Source organism: Bacillus canaveralius, from assembly GCF_002860125.1.
Lineage (GTDB): Bacteria > Bacillota > Bacilli > Bacillales > Cytobacillaceae > Bacillus_BJ > Bacillus_BJ canaveralius.
This window is the reverse complement of record NZ_PGVA01000029.1, coordinates 39,459-57,506: the sequence shown is the minus strand read 5'-3', so window position 1 is coordinate 57,506 and position 18,048 is coordinate 39,459. Positions and strand designations below refer to the sequence as shown.

The 18,048-nt window shown below is 40.6% G+C and carries 17 protein-coding genes, 2 tRNA genes and 1 pseudogene; 15 read left to right on the top strand and 5 right to left on the bottom strand.

The annotated features are described in order from the left end of the window. Nucleotides 1-257: 257 nt before the first annotated feature. The 6 genes from CU635_RS14010 (at nucleotide 258) to tsaD (ending at nucleotide 3,557) form a co-directional block, all read left to right on the top strand. Nucleotides 258-331: transfer RNA gene (locus CU635_RS14010), tRNA-Met, on the top strand. A gap of 28 nt (nucleotides 332-359) precedes the next feature. After that, nucleotides 360-435: transfer RNA gene (locus CU635_RS14005), tRNA-Asp, on the top strand. A gap of 475 nt (nucleotides 436-910) precedes the next feature. After that, nucleotides 911-1,366, top strand: coding sequence for a tRNA (adenosine(37)-N6)-threonylcarbamoyltransferase complex ATPase subunit type 1 TsaE (gene tsaE, locus CU635_RS14000; protein ID WP_101578002.1), 456 nt, complete (start codon nucleotides 911-913; stop codon nucleotides 1,364-1,366). After that, entirely contained in the window at nucleotides 1,363-2,061 is a 699-nt protein-coding gene (tsaB, locus tag CU635_RS13995) for a tRNA (adenosine(37)-N6)-threonylcarbamoyltransferase complex dimerization subunit type 1 TsaB (RefSeq protein ID WP_101578001.1), read from the top strand. The genes tsaE and tsaB overlap by 4 nt, the downstream gene beginning before the upstream one ends. Before the next feature lie 21 nt (nucleotides 2,062-2,082). Continuing rightward, nucleotides 2,083-2,535 carry a ribosomal protein S18-alanine N-acetyltransferase gene (gene rimI / locus CU635_RS13990; protein ID WP_101578000.1) on the top strand — a complete coding sequence of 151 codons (453 nt, stop codon included), beginning with the start codon at nucleotides 2,083-2,085 and terminating at the stop codon, nucleotides 2,533-2,535. Continuing rightward, entirely contained in the window at nucleotides 2,532-3,557 is a 1,026-nt protein-coding gene (gene tsaD, locus CU635_RS13985; RefSeq protein ID WP_101577999.1) for a tRNA (adenosine(37)-N6)-threonylcarbamoyltransferase complex transferase subunit TsaD, read from the top strand. The genes rimI and tsaD overlap by 4 nt, the downstream gene beginning before the upstream one ends. Before the next feature lie 238 nt (nucleotides 3,558-3,795). Here the strand turns inward: tsaD and CU635_RS13980 are convergent, their stop codons facing one another. Then, nucleotides 3,796-5,724 (bottom strand): ABC-F family ATP-binding cassette domain-containing protein, encoded by a 1,929-nt coding sequence (locus tag CU635_RS13980; protein WP_101577998.1) that lies wholly within the window; start codon nucleotides 5,722-5,724, stop codon nucleotides 3,796-3,798. Between the two features lie 141 nt (nucleotides 5,725-5,865). On the opposite strand from CU635_RS13980, the gene moaC reads away from it, so the two are divergent. Both moaC and CU635_RS13970 read left to right on the top strand, forming a co-directional pair. Then, nucleotides 5,866-6,357, top strand: a complete 492-nt coding sequence (gene moaC, locus CU635_RS13975) for a cyclic pyranopterin monophosphate synthase MoaC (RefSeq protein WP_101577997.1) — start codon at nucleotides 5,866-5,868, stop codon at nucleotides 6,355-6,357. A 26-nt stretch (nucleotides 6,358-6,383) separates the two neighbouring features. After that, a complete protein-coding gene (locus CU635_RS13970) occupies nucleotides 6,384-7,034 on the top strand; it encodes a redox-sensing transcriptional repressor Rex (protein ID WP_101577996.1) in 651 nt (216 codons plus the stop codon). Nucleotides 7,035-7,142: 108 nt separating this feature from the next. Here the strand turns inward: CU635_RS13970 and CU635_RS13965 are convergent, their stop codons facing one another. Beyond that, on the bottom strand, nucleotides 7,143-7,346 hold the full coding sequence (locus tag CU635_RS13965; protein WP_101577995.1) for a YdiK family protein: 204 nt from the start codon (nucleotides 7,344-7,346) through the stop codon (nucleotides 7,143-7,145). Next, the gene (locus CU635_RS13960) at nucleotides 7,347-8,078 is read right to left on the bottom strand and encodes a CPBP family intramembrane glutamic endopeptidase (RefSeq protein WP_101577994.1); all 732 of its coding nucleotides are present in this window, start codon (nucleotides 8,076-8,078) and stop codon (nucleotides 7,347-7,349) included. Nucleotides 8,079-8,430: 352 nt separating this feature from the next. Here CU635_RS13960 and groES point away from each other — a divergent pair, with 352 nt between their 5' ends. Next, on the top strand, nucleotides 8,431-8,718 hold the full coding sequence (gene groES, locus CU635_RS13955) for a co-chaperone GroES (RefSeq protein ID WP_101577993.1): 288 nt from the start codon (nucleotides 8,431-8,433) through the stop codon (nucleotides 8,716-8,718). A gap of 61 nt (nucleotides 8,719-8,779) precedes the next feature. After that, nucleotides 8,780-10,414, top strand: a complete 1,635-nt coding sequence (gene groL / locus CU635_RS13950; RefSeq protein ID WP_101577992.1) for a chaperonin GroEL — start codon at nucleotides 8,780-8,782, stop codon at nucleotides 10,412-10,414. A 41-nt stretch (nucleotides 10,415-10,455) separates the two neighbouring features. On the opposite strand, the gene CU635_RS13945 is transcribed toward groL, so the two are convergent. Together CU635_RS13945 and CU635_RS13940 are read right to left on the bottom strand one after the other, a co-directional pair. Then, complete coding sequence (locus tag CU635_RS13945) at nucleotides 10,456-11,676, bottom strand: site-specific integrase (protein ID WP_101577991.1); 1,221 nt, start codon at nucleotides 11,674-11,676, stop codon at nucleotides 10,456-10,458. Next, nucleotides 11,677-12,273 (bottom strand): helix-turn-helix domain-containing protein, encoded by a 597-nt coding sequence (locus CU635_RS13940; RefSeq protein ID WP_101577990.1) that lies wholly within the window; start codon nucleotides 12,271-12,273, stop codon nucleotides 11,677-11,679. 164 nt (nucleotides 12,274-12,437) lie between these two features. Here CU635_RS13940 and CU635_RS13935 point away from each other — a divergent pair, with 164 nt between their 5' ends. The 5 genes and pseudogenes from CU635_RS13935 (at nucleotide 12,438) to CU635_RS13910 (ending at nucleotide 17,696) form a co-directional block, all read left to right on the top strand. Further along, nucleotides 12,438-12,746 carry a helix-turn-helix domain-containing protein gene (locus CU635_RS13935; protein WP_101577989.1) on the top strand — a complete coding sequence of 103 codons (309 nt, stop codon included), beginning with the start codon at nucleotides 12,438-12,440 and terminating at the stop codon, nucleotides 12,744-12,746. Nucleotides 12,747-13,309: 563 nt separating this feature from the next. Beyond that, nucleotides 13,310-14,278: pseudogene (locus CU635_RS23850) on the top strand (DUF2800 domain-containing protein); the annotation flags it as partial. A 19-nt stretch (nucleotides 14,279-14,297) separates the two neighbouring features. Continuing rightward, nucleotides 14,298-16,145 (top strand): DNA primase family protein, encoded by a 1,848-nt coding sequence (locus CU635_RS13920; protein WP_180956567.1) that lies wholly within the window; start codon nucleotides 14,298-14,300, stop codon nucleotides 16,143-16,145. A gap of 671 nt (nucleotides 16,146-16,816) precedes the next feature. Then, nucleotides 16,817-17,428, top strand: a complete 612-nt coding sequence (locus CU635_RS13915; protein WP_101577985.1) for a hypothetical protein — start codon at nucleotides 16,817-16,819, stop codon at nucleotides 17,426-17,428. After that, complete coding sequence (locus tag CU635_RS13910; protein ID WP_101577984.1) at nucleotides 17,406-17,696, top strand: HNH endonuclease; 291 nt, start codon at nucleotides 17,406-17,408, stop codon at nucleotides 17,694-17,696. Before CU635_RS13915 ends, CU635_RS13910 begins: the two co-directional genes overlap by 23 nt. Nucleotides 17,697-18,048: the final 352 nt, after the last annotated feature.

Sequence of the window (18,048 nt, the reverse complement as noted above, 5' to 3'; positions counted from 1 at the left end):
TAAGCTTCTCAGCGCCGATGGTAGTTGGGGGTTTCCCCCTGTGAGAGTAGGACGCCGCCAAGCTGTTTATTCTTTCTTCAACAACTGAATAAATTAGGATTTTATATTATCGACGCGGGGTGGAGCACGATCGAATAATCATCATCGAATCAGCCACAGCGCACCGATTGAGCCGCAACTAGGAATAAACTTCCTGAAATCGGGGCGGTCCTTGCACAATTAAGGAGCATCGCCAATACATTATTATATATTATCGACGCGGGGTGGAGCAGTCCGGTAGCTCGTCGGGCTCATAACCCGAAGGTCGCAGGTTCAAATCCTGCCCCCGCAATAATCCATTTCTAAATAAGTGGGTAACTGGTCCCGTGGTGTAGCGGTTAACATGCCTGCCTGTCACGCAGGAGATCGCCGGTTCGATCCCGGTCGGGACCGCCATTTTATTCATAAGAGTGAATCTGTACGAAACAATGTTTCGTCTTTTTTTATGTCGTCAGATTAAAGCTGTTCCAGTGTTTCGCTTAAATAAAGTTGATTTTCGCTTAATTCTTCATTATTTCGCTTAAATCGACCGGGTTTTCGCTTAATTCACTCGACTTTCCGCTTAATTAATTATTCAAATTCAAATATTATGAAATATATGGAAATATATAGGAGAAATTAATCATTATAGTCAGGTTATTAGATCTAATTTCCTGATATTTCGCTTAAAATACCTGACTCTTCTCCCTATTCGACATGTAACTGGATCTCTGTTCGCTATTTTTAAACAACAAGCACCTGTATTGATAACCCGGTTTTGCTCATTGGCATAAAATCATGTAAACTACATATAGAATCAATTTCCTTAGGAAAAGTCCTAAGGTTTTTTTGTATAACTAGAAAATCAGGGGATGAAATAGGTGATCAGACGATGGACCGGTATGAGTTTTTATCAGTAAAACCTGAAGATACTGCGGAGTTTTCCAAGCAATTAGGCGGGCTGCTTCAACCAGGTGATGTTATTGTACTTGAAGGGGACCTGGGAGCCGGGAAAACGACCTTCACTAAAGGGCTGGCATCCGGCTTGGGAATTACAAGAACCGTTAATAGTCCGACTTTTACCATTATTAAAGAATATCAAGGGAGAATTCCTTTGTATCATATGGACGTTTACCGGGTAGAAAATGAATTTGAAGACTTGGGCTTTGATGAATATTTTGAAGGTGATGGTGTAACCGTTGTCGAATGGGCGCACCTCATTCGCGATCAGTTACCTGAAGAGATGTTGACCATTTTTTTATATCATGTTGGGAACAATGAAAGAAGAATCGTATTGGAGCCGAAGGGACAGCATTATGAGGAAATATGCAAGGAGATTTTCAAATGAAGGTATTAGCAATTGATACTTCTAATTATATATTGGGAGTGGCGCTTCTTGATGAAAGTAAAGTAATTGGTGAATATATTACCAACCTTAAGAAAAATCATTCTGTCCGGGTTATGCCAGCAATCGAAGAGCTGATGAACGAGTGTGATTTACGGCCATCGGATTTAACGAAGATTGTTGTCGCGAAAGGACCTGGTTCCTACACGGGTGTCAGGATTGGGGTATCGATAGCAAAGACTCTGGCATGGACGTTAAAGATTCCAATGGTCGGGGTATCGAGCCTCGAGGTATTGGCTGCTTCTGCGGGACGATATTTTAACGGTGCTGTGTCACCGCTGTTTGATGCGCGCAGGGGACAGATTTATACTGGATTGTATCATTTTAAAAACGGAAAACCGATCACGCTGCAAAAAGATCAACTTGTTTTAAGTGTTGATTGGGCTAATCAGCTCAAGAACTTAAATGAGCAAATTCTCTTCACAGGGAATGATCTCCCGCTCCATCAATCAATTATTCAAGAGATTTTAGGCAGACAGGCTGTTTTTGCGGAAATCACCGAGCTTAATCCACGGCCTTCTGAGCTTGCATTGTTGGGGAGTCTTCGGCAAGGTGAAGAGGTTCATTCGTTCGTCCCCAATTACATTCGGTTGGCGGAGGCAGAAGCAAATTGGTTGGAGAGAAATAAGCAAAATTAAGGGATAGAAGGTTATGAAAACATGGATGAGTCTTTATCGTTTCGTTTTATGAAAGAAGAGGACATTGACCAGGTATTAATAATTGAACATGAATCGTTTTCCACTCCGTGGAGCCGTGAAGCCTTTATTAATGAGATAGCGACCAACCAGTTTGCTGTTTACATTGTTTTAGAAGATGGCAACCAGATAGTCGGCTACTGTGGAGCCTGGATTGTTGTCGATGAAGCACATATCACAAACGTAGCGCTGCTTCCGGGTTATCGTGGAAAAAAGCTCGGCGAAGCTCTCATGTTAAAGATGTTCAGTGTAGCGAAGGAGCTTGGAGCCCGCACCATGACGCTTGAGGTTCGGGTTTCTAATGATGTTGCTCAATCTCTTTACCGGAAGCTTGGTTTTCAGGATGGCGCAATCAGAAAAAATTACTATACGGATAACCAAGAGGATGCATTAGTAATGTGGGTGAATTTAACATGAAAAAAGACAAGTGGATAATGGGCATTGAAACGAGCTGTGATGAAACAGCAGTAGCGATCGTTAAGAATGGCACCGAAATCGTAGCGAATGTCGTGGCCTCGCAAATTGAAAGCCATAAAAGATTCGGTGGGGTAGTACCTGAAATTGCCTCGCGCCACCATGTGGAACAAATAACGCTTGTGTTAGAAGAAGCCATGGACCAGGCAGGCCTCGGGTTTGAAGATCTTGATGCGATCGCTGTAACCGAAGGGCCCGGGCTAGTCGGCGCACTGCTTGTTGGAGTAAATACTGCAAAAGCACTTGCGTTTGCCCATGGGATACCTTTGATAGGTGTGCACCATATTGCCGGGCATATTTATGCTAATCGCCTTGTTGCAGAAATGAAATTTCCTCTTGTTTCCCTGGTTGTTTCCGGAGGCCATACCGAACTCGTATATATGAAAGAGCATGGCCATTTTGAAGTGATTGGTGAAACGAGAGATGATGCTGCAGGTGAAGCCTATGATAAAGTAGCAAGAACATTGAAGCTGCCCTATCCGGGTGGGCCCCACATTGACCGGCTGGCACACCAAGGCAGGCCGACAATCAATCTTCCAAGGGCATGGCTTGAAGAAGGCTCATACGATTTTAGTTTTAGCGGCTTGAAGTCTGCTGTTATTAATGCCGTTCATAACGCTGAACAGCGGGGTGAGAACATTGCCCCTGAAGATCTCGCTGCGAGTTTTCAGGAGAGCGTCATTGACGTGCTCGTCACAAAGACCCTCGCCGCAGTTAAAGAGTTTCATGTAAAGCAGGTCTTACTGGCTGGGGGTGTGGCGGCCAATAAGGGACTACGAAACAGGCTCAGTGGAGCATTTAATGAAATACCGGAAGTGGAATTAGTGATTCCACCATTGTCTTTATGTACCGATAATGCAGCGATGATTGCAGCAGCTGGAAGTATTTTAAATGAAAAAGGGATCAGGGCTAATTTAGCTTTGAATGCCAATCCAAGTTTAGATCTAGCTATCCACAATGAATAAACGGAAACTCCCTGTAATGGGAGTTTTATTGTGGATAAGTAGCCCTTATTGTTTGTTGACCTGTGAATAATGTGGATAAATCGGCTGAGTTTTGTGGATAATGTGGAAAAACTCACTAACGCTCATGAAACAAAGAGAAGACTTGTGGATAAAGTTGTGTATAAATTAAAATTTAAAAATCACAATATAGATAACGAGAAAAGGGCATCCCAAATTATGTTTTTGGGACACCCTTATATTAATTTTCTGCTAATTCAGCCCATTCTTCCATTAACGCTTCAAGCTGAATTTTGGCTAAATTATTTTCTCCGTTGATTTCTAAAACCTTCTCGTGATCCTGATAAATATTTGGCTCGCATAAGAGCTGTTCATTTTCGCTAATTTTCTCTTCCAGCTTTTCAATCGTCTCTTCAATCTCTTCGATTCTTCTCATCCGCTGGCGCTCAAGTTTTTTGGCTTCTTTATCCTGGCGAAAAGCATTTTTATCCTGCTTCGCAGGTGTGGCATCGGCAAAGCCTTTTTCTTTCTCCTCAAGGGCGCGCAGCTCTTTTATCTCCTGTTTTTTCTCGATAAAGTAATCGTAATCTCCAAGAAATTCGCTAGCACCATGTTTATCCAGTTCAATCACTTTCGTTGCAATACGGTTGATAAAATAACGATCATGGGAAACAAATAGAATCGTTCCCGGGTAATCGACAAGGGCGTTCTCCAGAATCTCTTTGCTGTCCAGGTCAAGATGGTTTGTCGGCTCATCGAGAATTAAAAAGTTGGCATTTTCGATCATTAATTTGGCGAGGGCGAGCCTTGCTTTTTGGCCGCCGCTCAAGGTTGACACGGTTTTTAACACATCGTCACCTGTAAATAAGAAATTGCCGAGGATTGTCCTGATTTCTTTTTCATTCATAGATGGGTATTCATCCCACAATTCATTAAGGACTCGTTTATTCGAGGTTAATTCTGCTTGTTCCTGATCATAATAACCGATTGAAACATTTGAACCGTAATGGATGTCGCCGGCCAGCGCTGGGAGCTTCTTAACGATCGTTTTTAGAAGAGTTGACTTTCCGACTCCATTTGGCCCAACCAAAGCAATGCTTTCACCTCTGGTTAGCCTGAACGAGATGGCCTCAGAGACTTTTTCATTCCCATACCCAATTGCAACATTCTCTGCTTTTAATACGTCGTTGCCGCTTTGGCGCTCAATATCAAACGAAAAAGAAGCAGACTTTTCGTCCCCGAGGGGCCTGTCCATAACGTCCATCTTCTCCAACTTTTTTCGGCGGCTTTGCGCCCTTTTTGTCGTTGAGGCCCTCGCAAGGTTGCGCTGTACAAATTCCTGCAGCTTTGCAATTTCATCTTGCTGTTTTTCGAATTGTTTCATTTGTTGCTCGTACATCTCTGCATTTTTCTCCAGGTAAACGCTGTAGTTTCCTAAATACTTCTGGATGTGCATACGGGATAACTCATGGACCTGATTGACCACTTTATCTAAAAAGTAGCGGTCATGTGAAACGATCAGAATAGCTCCCTCATAACCTTGAAGATATTGCTCGAGCCATGACAGGGTATCAATATCTAGATGGTTCGTTGGCTCGTCCAAAATTAAGATATCAGGTTTTTTTAATAACAGCTTTCCAAGTGCCAGACGCGTTTTTTGCCCCCCACTTAAGCTTGAAATTTTAGTTGTATAATCAAAGGATTGAAAGTTTAGTCCGTGCAAAACAGATCGAATATCAGCTTCGTATTGATAGCCGCCATCTTCTTTAAATTGTAGTTGCAGTTGGTCATATTCATTAAGGATTTTGTTATAAAGCCGCGAATCTTCTAGCGTGGAAGGGTCAGACATCTTCGCCTCGAGGCTGCGCAGCTCTGTTTCCATTTTCCGGAGCGGATCAAATACAGTTAACATTTCATCCCAAATCGACATCGCGGATTCTAAACCGCTGTCTTGTGCCAGGTATCCAATCGAAACTCCTTTCGGCTTGATGATCTCGCCTTGATCATACGACATCCGGCCGGCGATAATTTTTAATAGCGTGGACTTTCCGGCTCCGTTTCTGCCAACAAGAGCAATTCGATCACGCGTTTGTAATTCAAGCTTTATATTCGATAAAATAAGATCGGCGCCAAAATATTTTGATAGTTGGTTAACCTGTAGTAATATCATTTGTTTTCACCTCAATTGCCTTAGAAATAGTGTATCGCATTCACAGAGGGTGAGCAATAACAGTGATTTTGTGAAAAATAGTACAAAGTTTACACAAAAATGTCAAAATAGTGTATGATTTTGTTGTGAGGTGTAGAGAAAATGTCGGATTTTACTCATTTTAATGAAGAAGGAAGAGCGAAGATGGTCGATGTAAGCAGCAAGCCGGAAACGGTCCGAACGGCAATCGCCCGTTCAAACATAACCGTAAACCAGGTTATATATGAACAAATTACCCGCAATGAAGTGAAAAAGGGTGATGTCCTGGCAGTAGCCCAGGTCGCTGGAATCATGGCAGCGAAAAAAACCGCGGAGATCATCCCAATGTGCCATCCCATTCCACTAACAGGGATTGATATCGCTTTTGCGTGGGAAAACGAACAAGAGAATTATAGTCTATCTATTCATGTTACCGTAAAAACAAAAGGAAGTACAGGAGTTGAAATGGAAGCGCTCACAGCTGCTGCTGCCTGCGCATTAACCGTTTATGACATGTGCAAAGCAGTCGATAAAGGCATGGTTATCGGCAAAACATACTTAGTTGAAAAAACGGGTGGAAAAAACGGTGATTTTTTTAGAAAAGATAAAATATAGCTAAACAGAAGAGGGTGGGGATCACATTGGCGAATGAAACGGTGAAAATTCCACAGGCAACCGCTAAACGGCTGCCTTTATACTACCGGTTTTTAAAAAATTTGCATTCATCGGGAAAACAGAGAGTTTCCTCTGCCGAATTGAGTGAGGCTGTGAAGGTTGATTCGGCAACAATCCGCAGGGATTTTTCCTACTTTGGTGCATTAGGTAAAAAAGGTTACGGATATAATGTTAACTATTTATTATCTTTTTTCCGGAAGACACTTGACCAGGATGAGTTGACAAAGGTGGCCTTAATTGGAGTTGGGAATTTGGGGACTGCTTTTTTGCATTACAACTTCCTTAAAAATAATAACACGAAAATCGAGGTTGCTTTTGATGTCGATGAGGGTAAAGTGGGTAAAACTATTGGAGAGGTTCCCATCTTTCACATGGATGACATGGATAAACAAATCGTTGCAGCCGATATCCAGGTTGCCATTTTAACTGTCCCGGCCCCTGTTGCTCAACCGATTACGGACAGGCTTGTCCAGGCCAATGTAAAAGGGATATTAAACTTTACTCCAGCCAGATTAAATGTCCCGGCTGCGATCCGCGTTCATCATATAGATTTGGCGGTTGAATTGCAGTCGCTCGTCTACTTTTTAAAGCATTACCCGACAGAAACAGAAGAATAGGGTTATCGAAGAACAAGCTATTAGAAAAAATACAATGGCTAGAAAATAAGCATAAGAAAAGCCTCTTTCACATCGAAGGAGGCTTATCCTGGTTAACGCAGAACGACGTTACTGTTGTTTTTTAACTTTTTGTATTTTGAAGTGCAGGACAACCATTCTCAGTCCTGACCCAAAGTCAAAAGTCGCTAATAGAACAAGCAAATAGCTGACAAATCCCCAGCCATGTTCATGGACTCTTTGGACCGCAAAATAGGTGAACAACAATCCTAGTACAATGTAGATAATCCCTGAACCTAAGGGAGACTGCCTCATTTAAAATCCTCCAATAAAGCTTTGAATTTGTTCTGCATCCTGAAGCCATTTTTCCAGTTTGCCCTGATTAAGCTGAATCACGACAACAAGAGTATTCATGGCGACATGGGCAAATATCGGTACGAGTATTCTTTTCGTTTTCACATAGAGAAAAGCGAACGTGAAACCCATGGCGGAGTACAGAAGAATATGCTCAAGCTCAAAGTGGGCGACAGCAAAAATGACTGAGCTGATTAGAGCGGCAAAAAAGAAGTTCATCCTTTTATAGAGCGAACCGAATAAAATTTTCCTGAAAACAATTTCTTCAAGTATCGGTCCGATGATCGAACTCACGATAATCACAATTGGAAAGGTTTCAATTAATCCAAGAATTTGCTGAGTGTTTTCAGAGCCCACTTCGATCCCAAGCATGCTTTCAATTGTAGCGGCAAATGATTGGGCAAAAAGTGCTATAAAGATTCCACCCACTGCCCATGCAATTGAGACAACAGGCGAGGCTAAGTGCCGTTCATCATTGAGCTCTAATTTCCTGTCATTTCTCAATAAAAAGAGAACAATCAACAGCGTTAGAGAAAAACTGATCACAATCCAGTAAGGAATCGCTAATTGCTGCATTTCCGCGCGACTATTTCCAAGAAGTAAACCTATATAAACGACAAGGGGAACGCCTGCCAGGCTGGAAACCTGCATCGTAATATATGCAATTAAAATTATCCAGTATTCCTTCTTCAATCAAAATAACTCCTTTATGGTACGAAAATATACTCCGTTCTATTTTACTAATAATCGGTCTAATGTTTCAAACAGTAAGGGTTGGAATCGCGATTTTTGTAACGAGCATAAATACGGTAAACTGTTATATACTGTTAAGGTTGTCGCCATTATGATTTTGCCTATTTAGAATGCCCTTAATTCAATGCTTAATGACATCATAAATGGATATCGCATTTTCTTTTAAAATTTTCAAGGTTCCTGCTTGCAAAAAAGAAATGAATTAATTATTATAATAATTGTGTTAGCACTCGGTTGGTAAGAGTGCTAATAAAAACAATATTACATATTTATTTAGAGGAGGTTGTTTCACTTGTTAAAGCCATTAGGTGACCGTATTGTTATTGAGCTTGTTGAAAGTGAAGAAAAAACTGCAAGCGGTATCGTATTACCGGATTCAGCGAAAGAGAAGCCTTCAGAAGGAAAAGTTATTGCTGTAGGTACTGGCCGCGATCTTCCTAACGGCGAACGCGCTGCCCTGGAAGTGTCTGTGGGCGACCGCATTATCTTCTCAAAATATGCTGGTACAGAAGTAAAATACGAAGGTAATGAATATTTAATTCTTCGCGAAAATGATGTTCTTGCTGTAGTCGGCAAGTAAGCTCCATCCAGGATAATTTGAAGATTATATCATTCATCAATATTTGAGGAGGTTTTTACAAATGGCAAAAGACATTAAATTTAGTGAAGACGCTCGCCGCGCAATGCTTCGCGGAGTCGACGCTCTTGCAAACGCAGTAAAAGTAACTCTTGGGCCAAAGGGACGCAACGTGGTTCTTGAGAAAAAGTTCGGTTCTCCGCTTATCACAAATGACGGCGTAACAATCGCAAAAGAAATCGAATTAGAAGATGCTTTTGAAAACATGGGTGCTAAGCTGGTTGCTGAAGTTGCCAGCAAAACGAATGATGTTGCCGGTGACGGGACAACTACAGCTACAGTACTTGCTCAAGCGATGATTCGCGAAGGTCTTAAAAACGTAACTGCAGGCGCTAACCCAATGGGTATTCGTAAAGGGATTGAGAAGGCGGTTAACACTGCAATCGAAGAATTAAAAGCTATTTCCAAGCCAATCGAAGGAAAAGCTTCAATTGCTCAGGTTGCTGCTATTTCTGCTGATGACAACGAAGTCGGCCAATTAATCGCAGAAGCAATGGAACGCGTTGGCAATGACGGTGTTATCACAATTGAAGAATCAAAAGGCTTCACAACTGAATTGGACGTCGTGGAAGGTATGCAGTTCGACCGTGGATATGCTTCTCCTTACATGGTTACTGATTCAGATAAAATGGAAGCTGTTCTTGATAATCCATACATCTTGATCACTGACAAGAAGATCGCAAGCATCCAGGAAATCCTCCCTGTTCTAGAGCAAGTGGTTCAACAAGGTAAGCCTTTATTGCTTGTTGCTGAAGATGTCGAAGGGGAAGCTCTTGCTACATTAGTAGTAAACAAGCTTCGCGGAACATTCAATGCAGTTGCTGTTAAAGCTCCTGGCTTCGGTGACCGCCGTAAAGCAATGCTTGAAGATATCGCGATCCTGACTGGCGGTGAAGTGATCACTGAAGAGCTTGGCCGTGACCTTAAATCTGCAACAATTGAATCTTTAGGACGCGCTTCTAAAGTCGTTGTTTCAAAAGAAAACACAACAATCGTTGAAGGTGCAGGGGAATCTGCTCAAATCGCGGCTCGCGTCAATCAAATCCGCGTTCAAATGGAAGAAACAACTTCTGAATTCGACCGTGAAAAATTACAAGAGCGCCTTGCTAAGTTAGCTGGCGGAGTAGCGGTTGTTAAAGTTGGTGCAGCTACTGAAACTGAGCTTAAAGAGCGCAAGCTTCGCATTGAAGATGCTTTGAACTCTACTCGTGCTGCTGTTGAAGAAGGTATTGTATCCGGTGGTGGAGTAGCGCTTCTAAACGTGTACAACCAAGTTGCAGCTATTAATGCTGAAGGTGACGAAGCAACAGGTGTCAGCATCGTATTGCGCGCAATCGAAGAGCCTGTACGCCAAATCGCTCACAATGCCGGTCTTGAAGGATCTGTTATCGTTGAGCGCTTAAAGCGTGAAGAAATCGGAACAGGCTTTAACGCTGCTACTGGCCAATGGGTAAATATGATCGAAGCTGGTATCGTTGACCCAACCAAAGTTACACGTTCAGCTCTTCAAAATGCTGGATCTGTAGCGGCTATGTTCTTAACAACTGAAGCAGTTGTTGCTGACAAGCCGGAGCCAGCTGGTGCAGGCGGCGGAATGCCTGACATGGGCGGCATGGGTGGAATGGGCGGCATGATGTAATAAAGACCTATAAACCCTGATATATAAGGGTTTATAAGCCTTTAATCTTGTTCGTGTTCATGTTTTTGTTCATGTTTTGAATCAATTAGATTTTTCGAGAGGTCTTTCATTAAGTTACCAAACTTAGTGGAAGCCTCTTTTTTTATGTTCTTTGTCATGTGGGCGTAAATATCCATAGTCGTATTAATGTCGCTATGTCCTAAGCGTTCTTGAATTTCTTTTATATGAACGTTTGCTTCAATTAGTAAAGACGTATGTGTATGCCTAAATGAATGTGGTGTAATATCTTTTTTAATCTTGGTTTTCGTAAGTAATCGCTGCAATCTAATAGAAATCGCTTTTATTGTTTTTGGATAGCCTTCATTAGTAGCAAAGATAAAATTATTATCTTGATAAAACGGTTCATTTTCCTTCTTAATTTCATCTTGTTCTTCTTTATGCAATTGCAACAAGTCAATTACTATTTTATCTATTGTTATGGTACGGTGAGAAGTTTGTGTTTTAGGTGTAAGCAACGAATATTTAGACTTGTGATTAGTCGGATTGTAATATGTTCTATATACCGTTAAAGTTTGGTTATCAAAATCAATATCAGACCATTTTAAAGCAACCATTTCACCTGCTCTTAAACCAGTATAAGCAAGTAATGTGAATGTAAGTAAATCACAATCTAAGCCATCATTTTTAGCAATGTTTAGAAATTCCCCTAATTCTTCTTTTTCGAGAAACTTTTGTTTTATGGAGTCACCTTTTTCAAGATCAGCAACAGTTTTCTTTTTCTTTGGCAAAGTAATATCCATTGTAGGTACTTCTTTAATTAGTTTATTTTCTTTTGCATATTCAAATACCATATTGGCGGAAGTGTGGATACTTGAAACATAGTTTGTACTAAATTCATCGGAAAGCTTATCTATTGTATCCTGGTATGCCTTTTTGCTTATCTTTTGAATAGGTATTTCCCCAAACTCATTTTTGATATGTTTCAAGGCTATTTTTCTAGCCCTTAAGCTACTTTCTTTTGCTTTCATTGTTTGTAAATAATGCTTTTCCCAGTCATCAGACAAAGCATTAAATGTTATTTTTGATGGCTGGATGTATTCATCATTATGGAATTGCCTTTCAAACAAGGCAGCAGCAAGTTGGGCATCTTTCTTTGTTAAAAAGCCAGACTTACTTACTTGTTTATCTTTTTCAGTTATGGGATCTTTCCCAGCATAGGCACGATATGCCCATTTCTTGCCACGTTTATAGATGTATGCCATTTAATCACCTTCTTTTTTACGTTTTTCATACCTATTAGAGATATAAGCCTCAATGATTCCATGAATAACTTTTATATCTTCATCACGCAATCTATGAAAAAAAAGTTTGTCTAATATTGACTTCTCCCCTGGATTTATATTGTAATCACGACCATAAAAAACCTCATATTCCTTTTGAGTTAGTAACCATTTTAGATCAAAATAGGGTTCCTCAATGGGTTCAGCTTTTAATGTACCTTTTTTTAATTTAAATTTATTTTTGTTAACAGTATCAATTGAATTATTTAATGAGTATTCCACATCTCGTATTAAACTAGCTTGGAATTTTCGAAAATCATTCCATAATTCCTTTTCATTTAAACCTTTTATATTGGCATATTCAGTTATTAATTTTTCTTGATAGTTGTTTTTAACAGAACGAATATCTAAATAATACGCAATCGAAAATAATACCTTTTCTGAAGGCAACTTATTCCCATTTTCTACCTGACTGAGATAACTAGCAGTAACACCTATAGCATTTTCCAATTCATTCAGGGTCATGTCTTTAATTTTTCTTTGTTCTTTAATCAATTTACTTATAACAGGATACTTCATGGATTTTCCACACCTTCTTTTTTATTTATTTATATAATATCATAATTGTAGAACATGTACCAATTGAAAGAACATTGACAAATATTACAGTACATGTTTTAATATAAGTACATGTTATAAAGAATACTTCTAAACATACGCATGTACAAATGGAGGGGAGTAGAATGCTCAATGTTCAAATTGATGAAAAGACAGTAAATACCATGCTTGAAAAAGCCATTAATGAAAAAGTGAAGGAATTAGCTTCACTAAAATATTTCATGACCTATCAAGAATTAGCCGAGTATCTAAACATCAGTAAGCCAGTAATTGAGGACAGACTTATCAAAAACGGTTTACGTTATTACAAGGTGGGGAGTAAGTATCTGTTTAAAAAGGAGGAAGTTGATCAATTCCTGGATGATATGACAGCCAGCATGACAGCTACAAACAATGATCTAAAATTCTTTACAAAGTTACAAGCGAGGATATAAATAATGGACCCTACTGGATTTATGGAATGGTTTTGTTTAGCTATGGGGTAGTGTCAAAGATGAGCTTGCGGAAGAAGCTGCAATAATGCAGAAGGGCTAAGCACAAACAAGGAGTGGTGGCACAAAGTAGACCTGTCACTCTAGGTAGTAACAGATAATAGGGCGAACTATCTTTCCGTAAGTGAAGGCTTGTTTCGCCCCATATTATGATCCAAGCAACAAGGTTATGAAGAAAATATTAATGGCTGTCAGAAAAGAAATCCCAGATTTGTCTAAAGAGGTTTTTTGTGACTTGTAATAAAGCAGCCTAAATACTTGGCTGCTTAAACAATTGAAATATCCAAAATGTAAGTAAACGACAAGCAATGTTTGTAGATGCGCGTTTTGATATAGCATATCATCAACTCTGAGAGAAAATAGTTAACAAATAGTCAAAACCTGATATTTATTAGAAAAATTTAAGGAGAAGGCGAAAATAACGCGCAGGAATGGTATAAACTATCACATCGTCTTTAATTGTGTCCATGAAGGTCCTTAATTCATCCTTTTAGGTTCCAAATGGCCGCGGTTCGTGTGATGTTTTGATAATTAGCGGTGGGATAATGGAAGTCATTGATTTGAAATATGGTAAGGGGATACCGGTGAGTGCTGAAAATAACCCGCAATTAAGACTGTATGGTCTTGGTACGTATCAGCATTATTCTGGTCTTTATCATATTCACACCGTGGCTCCAACTGTCGTACAACCAAGACTATATGTAACATCTGGGGAGCTTCTTTCTCTTGAGAAATTGCTAACATGGGTGGAGACGGAAGTAAAAGCCAAAGCGAAGTCGGCATGCGACGGCACTGGAGAATTCCATACAGGAGAGCATTGTAAGTTTTGCCTCATAAAAAACTCCTGCCGTGCAAAAGCAGAAGAAAATATGAAACTATCGCAGTACGCATCTACACAACCATACGAACTGCAATCGGATGAACTTGGATATGTATTAGAGAAGACTGCCGGGCTTGAGCGATGGGTGAAAGACGTAAAGGAATATGCGACAACACTTGCCGTGACAAAGGGTGAGCGTATCTAGGGTTGGAAATTGGTTAGTGGAAAATCGGCTCGAAAGTATACGGATGAACAGAAGGTTTACGATGTGTTGACGGAACAATATGATCCGAATCGGGTGGCAACACGTAAGTTGCTCAGTATTACGGCACTCGAACAGGAGATAGGTCCAGATGCGTTCCGTACAATGTTGCAAGGGCTGGTTGTAAAACCTAATGGAAAACCAACCCTCGTACCAGATAGAGACGTGCGACCTGAGTCCTACGTAATCGTTTACCAAGAGCCTTGGCGGACTTTGCAGACGTCATGCACGCAGTGCGATGAATCCATCGAAAAAAAAGGAAAAAAAAATAGCCCACGATGCGATATTCGCTCCGGAACTATTATGATACTTGTAAATTTTAACGACACCGACACCGCAAATGTCGGAACTGCTTTGCTTCTATGTTACACGAAAGTCAGCACCAAACAATAATACGAGAGGTGTGTCTTACATGAGCGATAAAAACATAGCTACTATAGATTATTTTACCATAAATTTCGAGGAAATCAACAGAAAGTTCTTATCACAGGAAGACTTTGAGGATAATGAACTAATCACAATAGATTGCGTCGGTTCAGGCGGCAACGGTGGAAATAACGATGATGGAACGACAACAGGTGCCGACGATGACGATAACCAGTCTGAGAATCGTGCACATGTACCTGACGACATTTTCGTCCCTAAGTATCTAGCAGACTATCTAAATAATTTGGTTCTACCGAATCAAATCGAAAATAAGTTTTTGATAAAAGTCGGTGAGGATGCACTTAAAAAGAAGATAGCTGACGTGGAACAAGACAACATGTCTGTTAAGGGTAATGCGTTAAAACAACGTTTACCAACTAAACTAGAATTCGATGAAGTAGCGGACATCATGATGTCTATCTTCACGTTTAAAAACATTCAAATGACGGAACGAGTAGAGGATACCCTTCTTGCGGTATATGACCACAACAAAAACTCTGCAAAGAGAGGAACCTATAATCCGAACAGCGGATACTTTTACGAAATGATGGAGCGGCTTGCTCCAAATTTCAAGCGACACGAAATGGACGAAGTACTTCACAAAATCGAACGTTCTGTCTCAACAGTTGAACAAACAAAAGAGCGTCATTTGTTCGCTGTAAAAAATGGAATCTATAACCGACAAACAAGACAGTTAATGCCGTTTGATTCGAAGTATGTGTATCTCACAAAGATACCGGTGGACTATAAACTGAACCCAATGAATCCTGTGTTGACAGCTCCAGATGGCTACAAATGGGATGTAGAGTCTTGGATTCGTGACATCACAGACAACGACGCGGATACCACTACATTGATATGGCAAGTCATTGCGGACTGTCTGCAACCGAATTATTCATGTCACAAGAGTATATGGTTCTACTCTGAAAAAGGAAATAACGGGAAAGGGACTGTTGGTCAACTGATCAAGAACTTACTCGGTAAAGGAAACTACTCGTCTTTGTCTGTGACTGACTTCAACCATGAGTTCTTGAAAGAAACGTTGCTTGGTGTCGCCGCGAACATCGCGGATGAGAATGACGTTTCGGTATTCATTGACTCCGTCAAAGATTACAAGGCGTCTGTGACAGGTGATGACATCAACATCAACAGAAAATACCAAAAGCCATTACGTATCCAGTTTAACGGTACGAACATTCAGATGATGAACGGTCTACCGAAGACAAAAGATAAGACAGAGTCATTCTACCGACGCATTATTCTTGTTCCGTTTATGAAATCATTCACAAATAATGGTGAACGTGAATACATCAAGAGCGATTATATTAGCAGAAAAGAAGTATTGGAATATGTGTTGCACAAAGCATTGGATATGGATTTTGACGAGTATATTGTTCCACAACGCTCTGCTGAGGTACTTGATAGTTACCGTGAGAAGAACAATCCAGTGCTTGAATTCTGGAATGAATACAAAGAGCAATTCGTTTGGGATTTGCTACCAACTCAGTTCTTGTATGATTTGTTTGTGAAATGGCATGAGAGAAACAACCCAAGTGGCAAAGTCATGTCGAAACGTACATTCACGGATGACTTACTTGCTGTTGTTCAAGCTCAGGGCGACCCGTGGGTTGATAAAACAGGGCAAAATAAAAAGATTCAATCAAAAGGAAAGATGGACGACGACGAGCCACTTATCACAGAGTTTGGACTAGATAGACATGATAGGAGTGGAAAGGCAACACCGTGGATGTGCCCAGACTACAATGGGGATAATAGCTCGAAGAAACGTGAGTTCCCTAGAATGAAAGAATACAGAGGACTTCTTCGTGCATGAGTCACAGGTTAAAATTGACTCCTTTCTTGAAGGAGAAACTAGGAGTGTGACTCCTTTTTTAGGAGTGAATCACAGAAACAAAGGAGTATGGAATACGAACAATAATCGTTCATTTCGAATCTCACTCCTTTTTAAGGAGCGTCACTCCTTCGAAACTCCTTATTTTTTGAGCAAAAAGGAGTGAATAAAATGAGGAGTATCAAGGCCTTGACGATCGTCACTCCTTCACTCCTTCTTTTTTAAAGAAAAAAATAAAAGTAAATAAACAAGGATTATAGTTAAATATATAAATAGTTCTTATTTCGAGAAGGAGTCAAGGAGTCAATCTCACCTTTTAGTGTGACTATGTACCTTTTGTAACAGCAACACCGCTTGATTTCGTGTGACCAATCGCCATAACTAACACGTCGAACCAGTCAAGCGTGACTACAGGGAAAGATAATCTATATGATGAGAGATAACGATTATTATTCCGTTCCGTAGCAAGAGTATTACAAATCATCAAGGACTACCGAGTGAATACGGGGAACCTGAAAGAGATGTCGCAGGAGATGAAATAATAGTTACTATTTACAGGGCTTCCCCTTATGGTTATAGAATACATATTTTTTACAAATGATGTAAAACATATGGTTATATAAACGTTCATTAGTAAAAGGAGGTAAGTAGTTATGCAACAGACTGCTAAATGTAAAATAAAGGGGATTAGACCCTTGTTATTAAATTGCTTTTCAAATGACACTCTTTCATTAGAAAGGAAGGCAAGAACGGGAGTAGCCGGGAATGACCCGGAAGAGTGGAAGAAGAGCCACACCGCAACCAAGGATGGGCAGCTTTATGTGGATCCATCGTATATTTTCGGGTGTCTGCGTGCAGCTTCCTTTCATACCAAAAGTGGAAGGGGTTCTATCCAGGCTAAGTTCACGGCAACTTTACAAGTCTTGACAGATAAAATTCTTTTCAATCGGTACATGCCAGAGCTGAATGGATTTCTTGAGTGTTCTCCAGAAGATCCTGTTTATCTGGATGTTCGTTCAGTTAAAAATCCGACGACAAAGGGTCGTAATGTCCGTTACAGGGTAGCGATGTCAACTGGATGGGAAACGGAATTTGAACTTCAATGGGATAATACTATCATTTCCAGCGGACAAGTGGAACAGGTCCTTCTGGATGCAGGTTCCCTAATAGGATTAGCTGACGGAAGGTCCATTGGATTTGGACGATTTGAAGTCGTTTCTCTTGAAGTTTTGGAGACGAAAAATGCCAAGACAGCGTCCGCCTAAAGAAGTCTGGCACGAAAATATCCGGCCAATGGTCTTCTACCGTGATGGCCAGCGCTGTACCCGATGCGGGGAGCCGATTACATTAAAGACCTGTCACATTGATCACAAAATTAGTGGAAAACTGGGATCAAACAGCATTAAAAATTTACGTACTTTATGTCGGGTATGCCATACGCTCCGTGCCGATTTAAGGCACGGAGGGATGAAGGGAAACGCTTTGAATCAGGGTATTATTGGTCCTGGCTGGCGCGAGCAGGCCTGGGAATAATTCAACGTGGAGGCTGGGCGGGTAGTTGAATTACATGGAATCCGGTATGGTGCGGTATGGTTAGGTAAGGTTTGGTCTGGTAAGGTACGGTACGGTTTGGTTCGGTAAGGCGAGGCTTGGTTAAAAGGTAACTGTTAAAAGGCAGTCGCCTCTTTTTTTTCTACCCTTATGAATTGTTTTGAAATTAGAATATAATGTTTAATTACGTTACTCACCAGAACCCTTAAAGGCTCTGCTGACTCCAGAACAGTCTACTGAGCACCTACAACACCGATCTCAGTAAGTAGTTGAGATGCTTGACATTGAGTGATAAAATGAAGAGGGAATCTATGTGCTTTAACAAAATGAAAAT

What these genes read in the sequence shown, in the direction of transcription:
- tsaE (WP_101578002.1), top strand. Translation starts at nt 911, where the DNA reads ATGGACCGGTATGAGTTTTTATCAGTAAAACCTGAAGATACTGCGGAG.
- tsaB (WP_101578001.1), top strand. Translation starts at nt 1,363, where the DNA reads ATGAAGGTATTAGCAATTGATACTTCTAATTATATATTGGGAGTGGCG.
- rimI (WP_101578000.1), top strand. Translation starts at nt 2,083, where the DNA reads ATGGATGAGTCTTTATCGTTTCGTTTTATGAAAGAAGAGGACATTGAC.
- tsaD (WP_101577999.1), top strand. Translation starts at nt 2,532, where the DNA reads ATGAAAAAAGACAAGTGGATAATGGGCATTGAAACGAGCTGTGATGAA.
- CU635_RS13980 (WP_101577998.1), bottom strand. Translation starts at nt 5,724, where the DNA reads ATGATATTACTACAGGTTAACCAACTATCAAAATATTTTGGCGCCGAT.
- moaC (WP_101577997.1), top strand. Translation starts at nt 5,866, where the DNA reads ATGTCGGATTTTACTCATTTTAATGAAGAAGGAAGAGCGAAGATGGTC.
- CU635_RS13965 (WP_101577995.1), bottom strand. Translation starts at nt 7,346, where the DNA reads ATGAGGCAGTCTCCCTTAGGTTCAGGGATTATCTACATTGTACTAGGA.
- groL (WP_101577992.1), top strand. Translation starts at nt 8,780, where the DNA reads ATGGCAAAAGACATTAAATTTAGTGAAGACGCTCGCCGCGCAATGCTT.
- CU635_RS13945 (WP_101577991.1), bottom strand. Translation starts at nt 11,676, where the DNA reads ATGGCATACATCTATAAACGTGGCAAGAAATGGGCATATCGTGCCTAT.
- CU635_RS13940 (WP_101577990.1), bottom strand. Translation starts at nt 12,273, where the DNA reads ATGAAGTATCCTGTTATAAGTAAATTGATTAAAGAACAAAGAAAAATT.
- CU635_RS13935 (WP_101577989.1), top strand. Translation starts at nt 12,438, where the DNA reads ATGCTCAATGTTCAAATTGATGAAAAGACAGTAAATACCATGCTTGAA.
- CU635_RS13920 (WP_180956567.1), top strand. Translation starts at nt 14,298, where the DNA reads ATGAGCGATAAAAACATAGCTACTATAGATTATTTTACCATAAATTTC.
- CU635_RS13915 (WP_101577985.1), top strand. Translation starts at nt 16,817, where the DNA reads ATGCAACAGACTGCTAAATGTAAAATAAAGGGGATTAGACCCTTGTTA.
- CU635_RS13910 (WP_101577984.1), top strand. Translation starts at nt 17,406, where the DNA reads ATGCCAAGACAGCGTCCGCCTAAAGAAGTCTGGCACGAAAATATCCGG.